This is a genomic window from Corynebacterium sp. KPL4072 (genome assembly GCF_037908395.1).
GTDB lineage: Bacteria > Actinomycetota > Actinomycetes > Mycobacteriales > Mycobacteriaceae > Corynebacterium > Corynebacterium kefirresidentii.
In genome coordinates, this window is the sequence record NZ_JBBMGE010000011.1 from 1 (window position 1) to 13,353 (window position 13,353).

The window sequence follows — 13,353 nt, forward strand, 5'->3', positions numbered from 1 at the left end:
ACCACCGCCCTCTTCCTTGCGTTTTACCAGCCCACCCAGCTGGTGGAGGGCCTCAGCTGCAAAGCCAAGAGTACGGCACTAGGGCGTCCGCGGAGCGTTCAGTAACGCAATGGGCGATTAAGCCTCCTAGTATCCGTTCGCACGCTCGTACAACTGCGCGGCCGGTCGGCGGTGAAGAGTTGTGGAGCGTTGCGGGGGCGAGTGGCTTTCCACTGTGGGTGGTCCTGGCAATTTATTTGCGTTCAGTAGGATCGAGCGCCGTCTCATTGAACCGGTCTGGGCGAGCGATTTTGCTAGCGCTGTATGGCTCACGCTGCGGCAGCGCAAGAGGTTCTAAATTCCGGCTTTTTCGTTTGGGGTTGTAGAATAGGGCCGGTATTTCTGTGCTAGTTCCAACCAAGAAAGGGTAGGGCTGAATGTCGGAGCGCAATCACAACGGGCGAGGTGGACGTGACCGTAAGCCACGCAATAACAAAGGCCGTGATTTCAAGGGCGATTCCCGGAAAAAGAAGTCTTTTTCACCGCAGCGCTCCGGTTACCGTGAGGAACGCATCAATCGTCGCATGAGTGACCCAGACATCCCGGCCGAGGTGGATGTTAACGATTTGGATCCCTTGGTTTTGCAGGACCTAAAATCGCTCTCGAAGGAGAACTCCGAGGCCGTCGCCAAGCATATGATCATCGCTGCGACCTGGATGGAAGACGATCCCAAGCTTGCCTTGCGCCACGCACGTGCTGCTAAGGACCGTGCCGGCCGCGTGGCTATCGCCCGAGAGGTCAATGGTATTGCCGCATATCGTGCTGGCGAGTGGAAGGAAGCGCTGGCTGAATTGCGTGCTTCCCGGCGTATTTCCGGCGGGCCTGGGCTGCTGGCCGTAATGGCTGACTGTGAGCGCGGCTTGGGACGCCCAGAAAAAGCGCTCGAGCTTGGACGCGCGGATGACGCGGCTGAGCTCGATGAGGAATCTAAAATCGAGCTAGCGATTGTTTTAGCCGGAGCCCGTCTAGATATGGGCCAAGCCGAGTCAGCCGTTGTAACTATCCAGCGCGCTCATCCTGATCGAGATGCACGCGGGATAAGCGCATGCCGCCTAGCATATGCCTACGCCAACGCACTGCTGGAAGCTGGCCGGAAAGACGAGGCCAAGGATTGGTTTGAACACGCAGTGTCGATTGATGAGGGCGACTGGACCGATGCAGCGGAGCGCTTAGAGGAGTGTAAGTAGTGACGGTTCTAAGCAAACACGATGCTCTTCTGCTCGATCTAGATGGCACCGTGTGGGAAGGCGGCCGCCCACTTTCTAACGTGGTGGACGTCATCAATACCTGTGGTGTGCCGGCGGTGTACGTGACCAACAATGCTTCACGCAGCCCAGAAGCCGTGTCGAAGATGCTGGCAGACATCGGGCTCGAGGCGACCACGCAGCAGATTGTTACCTCTGCCCAAGCAGTCCTTCAATTAGTGGCGGATGAAGTGCCAGCCGCCTCGAAACTCCTCATTATTGGTGCTGATTCCTTCCGTGATTTGGCCCGCGAGATGGGCTTTGAGGTGGTCTCCAGCGCTGATGACAAGCCTGCCGCTGTTGTGCAGGGTTTTGACCGTTCTGTTGGCTGGGAGCAATTGACTGAAGGGGCTCTGGCCATCCGCCAGGGAGCGAAGTTTTTCGCATCGAACCTAGATACTTCTCTGCCTATCGAGAGGGGATTTGCCGTGGGCAATGGTTCCCTCGTGGCCGCCATCCAGTCCGCCACCGGGGTAGAGCCGGTGTCTGCAGGAAAGCCCTCGCCAGCCATGTTTACTTTTGCGGCGAAGCAAATTGGTGCGAAAAAACCGCTTGCTGTAGGCGACCGTTTGGATACCGATATCGCCGGTGGTAATTCCGCTGCCATGAATACCTTCCATGTGCTTACCGGTGTTTCTGGGGAACTAGAACTTATTGAGGCACCTGTGGAGGCGCGCCCCAACTTTATTGGTGCAGGTATGCATGAACTGGCTTTGCCGGTCTCTGTTGCCCGACCTGGAGCACAGGGTGGATTTACTGCTCGGTGTGATGGACATGATCTTCTGCTGGAAGGCGGCGACGAGAAGTCCACGTCAGTGCAGGCATTAAGAACTGTGTTGGAGGTGGCGTGGGCCATGCCGTCTCCTCCGCGCTATATTCAACCGCGAAGCGAGCGCGCGGAAAAGGTTGTTGCGCAATGGCGGTAAAGCCGCATGATTTTCGCGCCGTGAAGGAGCCGGCGGAGATCGATGCTGACGTAGCAAAGATTTTAGGAGAAAACGCAGCGGATTTGGCCGCTGAGGTGGAACAGCTGGACCGCGCCCACAATGTGTTGCGCGATGCTTTGCAGGAGAATTAATGCCCCCACAACGTCGTAGGTTAGACGCGGAGCTGGTGCGCCGGAAGATTGCGCGCTCTCGTGAGCAGGCCCGGGAAATGATCAAGTCCGGCCGTGTCACGGTCGGTGGTTTCAAGGCACAAAAGCCGGCGTCGATAGTAGAACCAGAGGTCTCCATCAAGGTGGAGGAGTCCGAGGAAGATAAGTGGGCCTCCCGCGGTGCGCACAAGCTTTTGGGAGCCTTAGCGGCGTTTGACGTCGATATGAATGGTCGCATTCTTGATGCCGGCGCGTCTACCGGTGGCTTTACTGATGTGTGCTTAGAATACGGCGCGCAGGAAGTTCTTTCTGTGGATGTCGGCTACGGACAGCTGCTCTGGCGCCTCCAAAACGACGATCGAGTAAAAGTTCTCGACCGTACCAATATCCGGAATCTGACGCTCGAGCTTACCGACGGCCCTTGTGACGGCATGGTTGGAGATCTGTCCTTTATCTCCCTCCGGCTCGTATTGCCAGCCATTGTGGAATGCCTAAAGGATGGTGCCTGGTTATTGCCCATGGTGAAGCCGCAGTTCGAGGTGGGCAAGGACCGCCTTGGCAGCGGTGGTGTCGTTCGATCACCGGAATTGCGCAAGGAAGTAACCAAGGAGGTCGCTCAGTTTGCCCTGTCGCTCGGGTTGAGCATGCACGGTGCTGTAGCGTCCCCGCTGCCTGGGCCAAGTGGCAACGTGGAGTATTTCCTGTGGCTGAAAAAGGACGGCGCGCCCACGGATCTGGCTAGAGTAGAAGAAATGATTGACCGTGCAGTCGAGGAAGGCCCGCAATGACCCGTGAGATCCTGTTGGTGCCTCATGCCAACCGCGAGCAGAACCTGCAGGCAACGTCGCGAGCAGCGGAGCTGCTACAAGATGCCGGGATTACTGTTCGAGTGTGCGCGGACGAGAAGGTCTTGCCTGGGCTAAAGCACGTCCCCCACACCGAAGACGCGGCTTCGGGGTGCGAATTAGTCCTGGTACTCGGTGGAGACGGAACCTTCCTCCGTGCAGCGGATATGGCACGTTCTGTGGATATTCCGGTGCTAGGAATCAACCTCGGGCATGTGGGATTTCTGGCTGAGTGGGAAGTCGAATCCCTAGATCAGGCCTTAGTGCGGGTCATAGACAAAAGGTACCGCATTGAGGATCGACTCACCATCGATGTCACTATCTTTGACGAGGAAGGAACCCTTCTCAATCGCAGCTGGGCTTTGAATGAGGCTTCGGTAGAAAACCAAAATCGCTCTGGAGTATTGGACGCAATTTTGGAAGTTGACCGCAGGCCGGTGTCTTCCTTCGGTTGTGATGGGGTGCTCATCTCCACGCCTACTGGGTCGACCGCCTATGCGTTTTCGGCTGGCGGGCCGGTGCTGTGGCCCTCGCTCGACGCGATTTTGGTAGTACCGAATAATGCGCACGCTTTGTTTACTAAGCCCCTAGTCGTCTCGCCCAATTCTTTAGTAGCCGTTGAATCAACCATGCGTACAACTCCGGCGACCGTGATTTTGGATGGTTTCCGTGAGCTCGCCATGCCTCCAGGAGCTCGCGTGGAGGTAGTGCGAGGCGCGCGTCCGGTGCGATGGGTACGCTTGGATGACCAACCTTTTACTGACCGTTTAGTCTCGAAGCTGCGCCTGCCCGTAGAAGGGTGGCGCGGGCCGAAGGAGAAGTAGTGCTCGTCGATATTTCCATTAATGACCTGGGCGTTATTAGCCAGAGCTCCGCGGAGCTCTCTACTGGTCTAACCGTGCTTACTGGTGAAACTGGTGCGGGCAAGACCATGGTGGTTACTGGATTGCGGCTTTTAGCAGGTGGACGCGCGGATGCCTCCCGGGTGCGGGATGGGGCGAAGAAAGCGGCAGTAGAGGGGCATTTTTCCTCGGGGAAAGATTCTATCCGCGAGTTGGTCGAATCAGTAGGTGGGGAGCCCGATGAAAATGGAGAATACATCGTCTCCCGGACGGTTTCTGCTGCAGGTAGATCGAGGGCCTATTTGGGTGGTCGGGCGGTGCCTGCGGCAACCTTAGACGAATTTGCCCGCGAACTTATTACGGTCCATGGGCAAAATGATCAGCTGCGTTTGCTTGCTCCCGAGGAACAATTGGGTGCAGTAGACCGTGCGGATCCTACGTTGGCCGAGGTACGCCGTCGCTATACCGAGGCTTTTAAAGAATGGCGCCGTTTGGCAAAGGACTATAAGCGGCGTACAGAGCAGCGCCGCGAGCTCGCGCAAGAGGTTGATCGCCTGCAGTTCGCGGTGGATGAGATCGACGGCGTTGCGCCGGAGCCGGGTGAGGATGAGGAGCTGGTGCAGCTGGTTCGCAAGCTGCAAGACGTCGACGGTCTTCGCCAATCCGCGGAAGTTGCACTGGCTTCTATCGACGGCACCGAGGAACTGGAAGAGGCTGCCTCGGCGTTGCTGGGCCGGGCAGTTTCGGCATTGGCGGGGACTACCGACAAGGAATTGGCCGCCTTGGGCGAACGGCTCAGTGAGATTTCTTCACAACTGGGCGATATTTCCGGCGAGCTGGGAGGGTATCTGGCCGGGTTGCCGGCGGATCCGCAGCTTTTAGAAAAGTCCTTGCAGCGCCAGCAGGAGCTTCGTACACTGACCCGCAAATATGCCGGGGATATTGACGGAGTTATAGCTTGGCGGGATGAAGCTGCAGCAAAGCTCGAATCCATGGATACCTCAACTGAAGCCCTAGAGGAATTGAAAAAGCAGGTCAAGGACGCTGAATCGGTGATGGTTGAGCGGGCTGGGGAGCTGACAAAGGGGCGTCGGCAAGCGGCGAAGGCTTTGGGGGAGCAGGTCACGCAAGAGCTGCACGGCCTAGCCATGCCGAATTCAACGTTGACGGTTGAGTTGACGCAGGCGAAATATTCTAAAACTGGCGCGGACGCGGCCGAGCTGCAGCTGAACGGAAAGCCGATCGCGTCTGCAGCTTCAGGCGGCGAGCTTTCCCGTGTCATGTTGGCCTTGGAGGTGGTGCTAGCGGATGAGGACGGCGCCACCCTGGTCTTCGATGAGGTAGATGCCGGTGTGGGCGGACGCGCGGCGGTGGAAATTGGCCGCCGCCTGGCACGTTTGGCCGTGCACAACCAAGTTATCGTGGTAACACACTTGCCGCAGGTAGCAGCGTATGCCGATGCACACCTGCATGTTTCGAAGGAAAAATTCACTTCTGGTGTGGCCGAGCTTTCGCAGGACGAGCGCGTGGAGGAGTTGGCGCGCATGCTGGCAGGCTTGGATGATACGGAGACTGGTCGCGCGCACGCGCAGGAGCTTTTTGAGCGGGCACAGCAAGAAGCTTCCGCGCGCCTAACCCACTAGAAACAATAATCACGTCACAATAGGGGTCATGGCTCTGTTTTCCCGTAACCCCGAGCAGCCTGGTGCACTGCGCGATTGCACTCCGGGCGCTAAGGGGATGAAAAAATTTAGTGAAGGCGATGTCGCCGTAATTGATGCGGCTAATATCTCTCGCCACGAGGCCCAGACCCTCGTTGACCTTAAACCCTCCGCCGTGATTAACGTGGCGGAGTTTTCTACCGGTACGGTCCCCAATTATGGTCCGCATATTTTGCTTGACGCCGACATTGCCCTCGTTGAGGGCGTTGGCCAGTCCTTCGTGTCTGAGTTCAAGGATGGAAAAAAGGCGCGAATCGGGGAGGATGGCACCGTCTTTAGCGGTGATAAGGCACTTGGCACGGGCCGTGTGGTTACTCGCGAGCGAGCAGAAAAGAACTTCACCGCGGCGCAGGGTGCGCTGATTGACCACATGGAATCCTTCTTTGGCAACTCCATTGATTTTATTAACTCTGAGGGGCCGCTGCTTATCGACGGCCTCGGGGTTCCCGCCTCTGGCTCTGAGATTGCGGGCCGCAAGGTTGTGCTGTTTTCTCCGACAGACAGGCACCGCGAACAGCTCAAACAGCTGCGGAACTTTATCCGCGAGTATGAGCCGCTGCTGATTGCGGTGGGAGAGGCTGCAGATTCGTTGCTGGCACAGGGGTATAAGCCAGATTTCATCATTGGTGATCCCAATAGCGTCAGCGATGAGGCCCTGCGTTGTGGCGCCCGTGTGGTTGTTCCTGCGGATCCAGAGGGCGAGGTAGAAGGCCTTGACCGCATCCAGGACCTCGGCATCGGTGCCATGACTTTCCCGGCAGCGACGCATTCAGGTACCGATTTGGGTCTGCTTTTTGCTGATTATCACGGCGCAGACCTCATCGTGCAGGCAGGCGGTGGGGTAGACCTTGATGATATTTTTGCGGATCGCACCAACCCATCGGCGGTGCTTTCCCGGCTTAAGGCCGGCACCAAGGTGGTTGACGCGGATGCGGTGATTAACCTCTACAGTGCACCTTCGTCCAACCTTGGCTGGCTGTGGGCACTGCTGGGAATCCTGGTAGCCATTGCGGCGGTTATCCTCATCGTCGGTTTCGGCGGAAGTCAGGACTTTGCAAGTAACCTCAGCGAAACCTGGTCCAGGCTCTTTGGGGGCGCATAGAGCATGGCAAAGACTGAGCTAGTAGCAGGCTTGGGCTTCGGCGCCGCGGTAGGCGTGGCGCTGGGTGCCCTGGTCATTGCTCCCAATCTGACCACCGGCATGGCCGATGATGATCCGATCCGTGAGGAGCACCGCAAGGTCGTCCAGGACAATAAGATTTTGCAGACCCAAAATGAGGCGAGCGATAAAATCGTGGCTGATTCCGGGGCGGAACTAGTAAACGGGGCATTGTCTCAGCGCCCCGTGCTCATCGTCACCACCGACGATGCTAATGGCGGAGACGTGGACGCAATCCGGAAGCTCTTGGAAACTTCCGGTGCCACGGAGGCCGGCGAGATTAAGCTGACCAAGGACTTTTTGCGCCCCGAAACTAAAGACAAGCTTTTGCCCATCCTGAAAGACACTGCGCCTAAGAAGGCAGACACCAAGGATCTGGATTCTGCGGGAGCGCTCAGCGGTGAGGTGCTCGGCACTGCATTGTCTATGGATCCTGAGAGCACGAAGCCCATGGCATCAGTACAAGAGCGTGCGGATGTGCTCCATAAGCTGCGCGACGAAGGCTTCATTGACTACGAGGATGGGACCATCGTTCCTGCCCAGGCCATTATCGTCGTCTCTGGCAATGGCCTGCGCGGCTACCCTTCCGATGCTTTGGCGGAATTTGTTACCGGGTTGGATGATGTCAATGGTTCTGTAGTGTTTAGCGGGCGTACCAAACAAACTCAGGACGATAAGGCACTTGCCCAGGTGCGCGACCAAGATGCGAAGCTGTCCACGGTCGATGGCACCGAGCGTGCAGTCGAGCGCATTGCCGTTATTTTGGCCACCGAGGAGCAGCTCGATGGTGGTCAAGGCGATTATGGTGCCACAGAGACCGCGGATTCTGCCTTACCGGGAAAGGACTAGCTCATGGCGCATGATTTCAAGGTGCTTGACTCGCAATTGCTTGTCGACGCCCCCATTCTCGCTCTCCGCCGCGACGAGGTTGTCATGCCCGGCGATGTTTCTGCCTCCCGCGAGGTAGTAGAGCACCTAGGCGCGGTGGCAGTGGTGGCACTGGACTCGGACGAACGAATTGCCATGGTGTATCAGTATCGCCATAGCGTGGGCAAGCGCCTGTGGGAATTACCGGCAGGTTTGCTCGACGTACGCGGCGAAGATGAGCTAACCGGCGCGAAGAGGGAGTTACAGGAGGAAGCTGGTCTGAGCGCGCAGACGTGGTCAGTGCTGACGGATTTGGTAACTTCACCGGGGTTCTGCGAAGAAGCGGTCCGTGTTTTCTTAGCCTCCGACCTTTCTGAGGTGCCGCGTATGGAGGCTACCGGGGATGAAGAAGCTGATATGGAGGTTGCTTGGGTCCGGCTCGAGGACGCCGTCGACAAGGTAATGCGAGGCGAAATCGTCAATTCCATCGCCTGCAGCGGCATTTTGGCGGCTTATGCAGTGCTGCGCGGTGGCAAGGCGACCCGCAGCGTGGATGAGCCTTTCACGTTGCGGCCGACGTCGATGAGTGCCCGGCGCACGGGCGCGGACCTGAAGCAGCTGTGAGCGCGGTCGAAGATATAGCACAGACGTGGCTTAATCATCTAGCGGTTGAGCGAGGCGTTTCTGCCAATACGTTGAGTAATTATCGCCGTGATGTTCGGCGCTATGTCACTTGGTTGGAGGACAACGGGGTAGAGGACCTGCGCGCGGTAACGCGGCCTATGGTGGAGGCTTATCTCAAGGATCTGCGGTCAAAAATGGCTGCGTCCTCGGCTAATCGTGCTCTCATCGTAGCCCGCGGGTTGCATAAATTTTCCGTGGCAGAAGGCGTTGTAGACGTCGATGTTGCGGTGGAGGTTACCCCTCCATCAACTGGACAGCATTTGCCTGAGACGTTATCGGTGGACGAGGTCAGCGGCCTTATTGAGGCAATTCCCACTGAAACCCCGGTGGATGTGCGCGACCGTGCCCTGCTGGAAATGCTCTACGGTACTGGCGCGCGAATTTCAGAAGTAATCTCCCTAAACGTTGATGACGTTTCCTCTGCGCAAGAGGTAATCCACCTGCACGGAAAGGGCGACAAAGAGCGGATTGTGCCCTTGGGGTCGCATGCCCGCCAGGCCATTGACGGCTATTTAGTGCGGGCTCGTCCGGTGCTGAGCAAAGGCACAACGCCGGCGTTGTTTCTCAATACCCGCGGCGGGGCTTTATCGCGCCAAAGCGCGTGGGCAGTGTTAAAGACAGCTGCACAGCGTGTAGATCTGGGAAAGTCCATTTCTCCCCACACCTTGCGGCATTCTTTTGCGACGCACCTGCTTGAAGGCGGCGCAGATGTGCGCACCGTGCAAGAATTGCTGGGACATTCATCCGTGACGACAACGCAAATATATACCCACGTCACTGCCGACTCCTTGCGTGAGGTGTGGCGCACTGCTCACCCCCGTGCCTAAGAAAGGACATATATGTTTTCTACTCGTGTAGCCGGCGCGGTACTTTCTACCGCGTTGCTTTTCCCCGCGGTGGCGCAGGCACAGCTGCCACCGGAGGTAGAAGCCGCTATTGCCGCGCCTATCCCGGTTCCGGCCGGCGAAACCACGACCGTGAGCCTGCCAGTGCCGGCCGAGGCGAGCTACTCGGGTGATGGGTGGAACGTTTCTGCCTCTGGTACCTCTGCTACCATCACCGCCCCACCAGAGGGCGGCCAAATCTCTGTTCCCGTCTCCGCCCAGGGTATGAATGCAGCTCTCACGCTGGTAGCCGATGGTTCGGTGGAGCAGGAAGACATTCAGTAAGAAATCGACGGTGCAGAGGGTGCTCCAGCGCCGAGCCCGGCACCGAATAGGCCGGATGACGGCGGCAATCCGCCGGCAGACAAGGGGGCCGAAGGTGGGGCGGAAAAGCCCGCGCCGGCGAAAGAGAACGAAAATCTCCCGGTAGTCCCAGGCGAAAAACCGGAACGTAAGCCGGCAGGGGAAGCCAACCTTAAAGGTGCGGAATACGTCAACCTTGAATCTCATATCGAAGGCAATACGATTACCGCGAAGATGGGGCTCAAGCAGGCCTACGACCTCTACCAGCAGTTTAAGGACACGGAGGAAAACGACGTTAAGCTGCGCTACCTTGATGGTGAAGGCAATATTATCCAAGGCGTAAAGCGCGACGTGGATGCTTCATCACGTACCCTCACTCTGACGTATCCAGAGGGGGAAGCGCCTGATAATCCCTTCATTATGCAGTTGCTGCGCAACGATGGCTCTGGTGCCGCCCTCATCGTCACTTTGCAGGACCCTAATTATCAATCTGCGTCAGAGAACCTCGATAAGCGGCAACAGGAAGAACCCAAAGATGATAATGAGAGCTCGCATATGGGCTGGATTATCGGAGGGGCAGCTGCGGCGATACTTATCGTTCTGATCGCTCTAGTGGCCGCACTCAAACGACGTTCTAGTCAACGCTAAAAGCTTGATATAAACTAAGTCTCGGTACTTTCTTGCTGTAGCGGGTACGCTTTAATGACAACGTTGTAATCAACCCTAAGCCAAGTGTCATGGTCCGGAACTTGGCGTCAAGGAAGCAGGTGTGACTGTGAGCGAAGAGGGTCTCTTTTCTGCCTCTGATGTAGAGGTGGGGCTGACCGGTCGTCCTATCCGCGAGTTGCCAGAACCCGCACCCTTGGAAAAGCATGGGCCGGCCACCATTATTTCGATGTGTAACCAAAAGGGCGGCGTGGGTAAGACCACCTCCACCATTAATATGGGAGCCTGCTTGGCTGAGTATGGCCGTAAAGTCCTCTTGGTTGACCTTGACCCGCAGGGTGCGCTTTCGGCAGGTTTGGGGCTCACACATGACGATATCGAGGACACTATCTATGACGTCATGCTCGATAGCCATACCTCTATTCACTCCGCTATCCAGCACACTGGTGTAGCAGGCTTGGATTTGGTACCGGCGAATATTGACCTTTCTGCTGCGGAAATTCAGATGGTCAATGAAGTAGGCCGCGAACACACGCTAGCTCGGGCCCTGCGCCCAGTGCGGCGCGATTATGACTTCATCATCATCGACTGCCAGCCCTCGTTGGGGCTGCTTACCGTCAACGCGCTTGCCTGTTCCCAGGGCGTGATCATCCCAATGGAGTGCGAGTTCTTCTCCCTGCGTGGTTTAGCGCTATTGACTGACACGGTGGAAAAGGTCTCTGACCGTATCAACTTTGATCTTGAGGTCATGGGTATCTTGGTGACCATGTTTGATCGCCGCACGAAGCATGCTCGGGAAGTTATGTCCCGAGTGGTGGACTATTTTGGCGATAAAGTCTTTGACACCGTAATTACTCGGACCGTTCGTTTCCCGGAAACGTCAGTGGCCGGAGAGCCGATTACTACGTGGGCGCCAAACTCTCCTGCTACGCAGCAGTATCGCAACCTGGCCAAAGAGGTCATTGAGCGCTCGACCGTTTAAGGTATCGTGACCCAGCCGGAGATTACGGGCTTTCGCATTGCACTGCGAAATTTTGAGGGCCCATTTGACCTGCTTTTGCAGCTTATCCAGTCCAAAAAGATGGACGTGACTGATGTTGCGCTTTCAGAGGTAACGGACGAGTTTGTCGCCTATACGCGGCAGCTGGGCGAGTCTGCGGATTTGGATGAGACCACTGATTTCTTGCTGGTGGCAGCGACGCTTTTGGACTTAAAGGCGGCGCGGCTCCTGCCTCGCGGTGATGTCGACGAGATTGAAGACTTGGAACTGCTGGAGTCGCGCGACCTTCTTTTTGCTCGTCTTTTGCAATATAAGGCCTATAAACTAGTAGCGGACCAATTCGCGGAGTGGCAGCGCGAGGCCCAGCGGAGCTATCCGCGGGCGGTAGCTATCGAGGAGAAGTTTGCGGAGCTACTGCCTCCTGTCTCCCTCGGCCATACGCCAGCCAGTTTCGCAGAGCTCGCCGCGGGAGTCTTCCGCCCAAAGCCGCCGGAAGAAGTGGCCACCGGCCACGTGCACTCCGTGGCGGTATCGGTACCAGAGCAAGCCGGCAAGATCCTGGAAACCCTAAAGCTACTGGGCGCCGGTCAATGGATGAGTTTTGGTTCCCTGACCCGCGATTGCACGGTTTCTATGCAAGTTGTGGGCCGTTTCTTGGCTCTTTTGGAGTTGTACAAGGCCAAGGCGGTTGACGCACAACAGGAAGAAGCGCTGGGCCAGTTGGACCTTTCGTGGACGGGTTTGGACGTTGACCCAGCGGTAGTTGCCGCCGCGAACTGGGACTAAGGACGCTGCTGGATAAACTTCAGCGTCTCCGAGGCAAGCTCGCGATCAGAATAAACGCGTACGTCAGGCTCATCTGGGTTGTCCTCGGTGCCTACGCGGCGGCCTTCCCACACTTGTTGGAGTCCTTGCTTTTCAATGACCCGGATCGCTGCTGGGTGGTTGGTCGTCACTCGGGCGGTGATGGGGGATTCAGGATCAACCTGGTGAATGCTCTTTAGCGTCGCCGAAGGGATCTCTGTAGCAAATCCTGAGCCCCAGTGAACAGGGCGGAGGCGGTATTTGATGTCCCAGAAATTTCCGTCTTCGACAAAAATGGCCCCACCAACTCCGACGAACTCAGAAGGATTATGGCGCATGTAGGCGGCCCATGGTCCAAAATGGTGGGCTTCCCACGATTGGGAGGAGGATTGCGCGAGTGCACGGGTGGTGCGGATATCGGCAAAGCGCCCGTTGGGTCGGTGGCTCCAAATTCGCCCGTCGCTGTAGACCTTGTGGGTCTCTTCGATATTGGCGGCGGACAGTGGGATGAGAATGAGTCTGTCAGTGCGGGTAATAGTTTCCATTGCAATATGTTATCCGCCTCACAATAGGAACCGAAAGTGATTTAGGAAATTTCAGGCGTCGTTTTCCGCTACAGTAAGCTTGGCGTCTATGGACCTTCCCCTCATCTCGCAGCTCCGTTCCCGCCTTGAGTCAATCTTGCTCGTGCTTGATTCCCCAGCTTCGGTGGAGTCCTTGGCGCGTGCTTTGGGGGCGGAAAGGGACGTCGTCAGTGATTGCCTGCGCGCTGTCCAGCGCGAGCTGAATGATCGTGGTTCTGGTATCGAGTTGCGCGAGACCCAAGAGGGGTGGCGCTTTTATACGCGTTCCGAAAACGCAGGCGCGGTAGAAGAATTCCTATTGGATGGCGCCCAGACAAAGCTCTCGCGTGCGGCCCTGGAGACATTGGCGGTGGTAGCCTACCGCCAGCCCGTAACCCGCCAGCAGGTTGCCGCTGTTCGCGGCGTCAATGTCGATGGTGTTATGCGGACCCTAGGCCTGCGCGGATTGGTGCGGGAGCTGCCGCAGGATGATTTTGAAGGTGCCGCGCACCGCTATGAGACGACGGAATTGTTCCTCGAGTTATTAGGGATTGATTCTTTGGAGCGCTTGCCGGACTTGGCGCCGCTATTGCCTGACGTGGAGGCGATCGACGAGGAGTACTAGCGTGGGGTAAG

16 protein-coding genes are annotated in these 13,353 nt (G+C 57.2%); 15 read left to right on the plus strand and 1 reads right to left on the minus strand.

Going from position 1 to position 13,353, the window contains the following annotated elements:
* Nucleotides 1–416: 416 nt before the first annotated feature.
* The 14 genes from WMP97_RS10795 to WMP97_RS10860 all read left to right on the plus strand — a co-directional run bounded on the left by WMP97_RS10795 (nucleotide 417) and on the right by WMP97_RS10860 (nucleotide 12,136).
* A complete protein-coding gene (locus WMP97_RS10795; protein ID WP_340440488.1) occupies nucleotides 417–1,226 on the plus strand; it encodes a hypothetical protein in 810 nt (269 codons plus the stop codon).
* Complete coding sequence (locus WMP97_RS10800; RefSeq protein ID WP_023021617.1) at nucleotides 1,226–2,209, plus strand: HAD-IIA family hydrolase; 984 nt, start codon at nucleotides 1,226–1,228, stop codon at nucleotides 2,207–2,209. Before WMP97_RS10795 ends, WMP97_RS10800 begins: the two co-directional genes overlap by 1 nt.
* Complete coding sequence (locus tag WMP97_RS10805; protein WP_162837064.1) at nucleotides 2,200–2,361, plus strand: hypothetical protein; 162 nt, start codon at nucleotides 2,200–2,202, stop codon at nucleotides 2,359–2,361. The genes WMP97_RS10800 and WMP97_RS10805 overlap by 10 nt, the downstream gene beginning before the upstream one ends.
* Nucleotides 2,361–3,167 (plus strand): TlyA family RNA methyltransferase, encoded by an 807-nt coding sequence (locus tag WMP97_RS10810; protein ID WP_023021615.1) that lies wholly within the window; start codon nucleotides 2,361–2,363, stop codon nucleotides 3,165–3,167. The genes WMP97_RS10805 and WMP97_RS10810 overlap by 1 nt, the downstream gene beginning before the upstream one ends.
* Nucleotides 3,164–4,048: an NAD kinase gene (locus tag WMP97_RS10815; protein ID WP_023021614.1), complete on the plus strand. Its 885-nt coding sequence runs from the start codon at nucleotides 3,164–3,166 to the stop codon at nucleotides 4,046–4,048. Before WMP97_RS10810 ends, WMP97_RS10815 begins: the two co-directional genes overlap by 4 nt.
* Nucleotides 4,048–5,709, plus strand: a complete 1,662-nt coding sequence (gene recN, locus WMP97_RS10820; RefSeq protein WP_340440489.1) for a DNA repair protein RecN — start codon at nucleotides 4,048–4,050, stop codon at nucleotides 5,707–5,709. Before WMP97_RS10815 ends, recN begins: the two co-directional genes overlap by 1 nt.
* Nucleotides 5,710–5,737: 28 nt before the next feature.
* Nucleotides 5,738–6,889 (plus strand): putative cytokinetic ring protein SteA, encoded by a 1,152-nt coding sequence (gene steA, locus WMP97_RS10825; protein ID WP_340440490.1) that lies wholly within the window; start codon nucleotides 5,738–5,740, stop codon nucleotides 6,887–6,889.
* Nucleotides 6,890–6,892: 3 nt separating this feature from the next.
* Complete coding sequence (locus WMP97_RS10830) at nucleotides 6,893–7,795, plus strand: copper transporter (protein ID WP_023021611.1); 903 nt, start codon at nucleotides 6,893–6,895, stop codon at nucleotides 7,793–7,795.
* 3 nt (nucleotides 7,796–7,798) lie between these two features.
* The gene (locus WMP97_RS10835; RefSeq protein WP_023021610.1) at nucleotides 7,799–8,437 is read left to right on the plus strand and encodes an NUDIX domain-containing protein; all 639 of its coding nucleotides are present in this window, start codon (nucleotides 7,799–7,801) and stop codon (nucleotides 8,435–8,437) included.
* The gene (gene xerD / locus WMP97_RS10840; protein ID WP_340433032.1) at nucleotides 8,434–9,324 is read left to right on the plus strand and encodes a site-specific tyrosine recombinase XerD; all 891 of its coding nucleotides are present in this window, start codon (nucleotides 8,434–8,436) and stop codon (nucleotides 9,322–9,324) included. Before WMP97_RS10835 ends, xerD begins: the two co-directional genes overlap by 4 nt.
* A gap of 12 nt (nucleotides 9,325–9,336) precedes the next feature.
* Nucleotides 9,337–9,666, plus strand: a complete 330-nt coding sequence (locus WMP97_RS10845) for a hypothetical protein (protein ID WP_340440491.1) — start codon at nucleotides 9,337–9,339, stop codon at nucleotides 9,664–9,666.
* A gap of 252 nt (nucleotides 9,667–9,918) precedes the next feature.
* Nucleotides 9,919–10,332 carry a hypothetical protein gene (locus WMP97_RS10850; protein ID WP_340440492.1) on the plus strand — a complete coding sequence of 138 codons (414 nt, stop codon included), beginning with the start codon at nucleotides 9,919–9,921 and terminating at the stop codon, nucleotides 10,330–10,332.
* Between the two features lie 127 nt (nucleotides 10,333–10,459).
* The gene (locus tag WMP97_RS10855) at nucleotides 10,460–11,332 is read left to right on the plus strand and encodes a ParA family protein (RefSeq protein WP_034668724.1); all 873 of its coding nucleotides are present in this window, start codon (nucleotides 10,460–10,462) and stop codon (nucleotides 11,330–11,332) included.
* A 6-nt stretch (nucleotides 11,333–11,338) separates the two neighbouring features.
* The gene (locus WMP97_RS10860; RefSeq protein ID WP_200287539.1) at nucleotides 11,339–12,136 is read left to right on the plus strand and encodes a segregation and condensation protein A; all 798 of its coding nucleotides are present in this window, start codon (nucleotides 11,339–11,341) and stop codon (nucleotides 12,134–12,136) included.
* On the opposite strand, the gene WMP97_RS10865 is transcribed toward WMP97_RS10860, so the two are convergent.
* Entirely contained in the window at nucleotides 12,133–12,699 is a 567-nt protein-coding gene (locus WMP97_RS10865; RefSeq protein WP_340440493.1) for a GNAT family N-acetyltransferase, read from the minus strand. The genes WMP97_RS10860 and WMP97_RS10865 overlap by 4 nt on opposite strands.
* Before the next feature lie 88 nt (nucleotides 12,700–12,787).
* Here WMP97_RS10865 and scpB point away from each other — a divergent pair, with 88 nt between their 5' ends.
* The gene (scpB, locus tag WMP97_RS10870) at nucleotides 12,788–13,342 is read left to right on the plus strand and encodes an SMC-Scp complex subunit ScpB (protein ID WP_023021604.1); all 555 of its coding nucleotides are present in this window, start codon (nucleotides 12,788–12,790) and stop codon (nucleotides 13,340–13,342) included.
* Nucleotides 13,343–13,353: the final 11 nt, after the last annotated feature.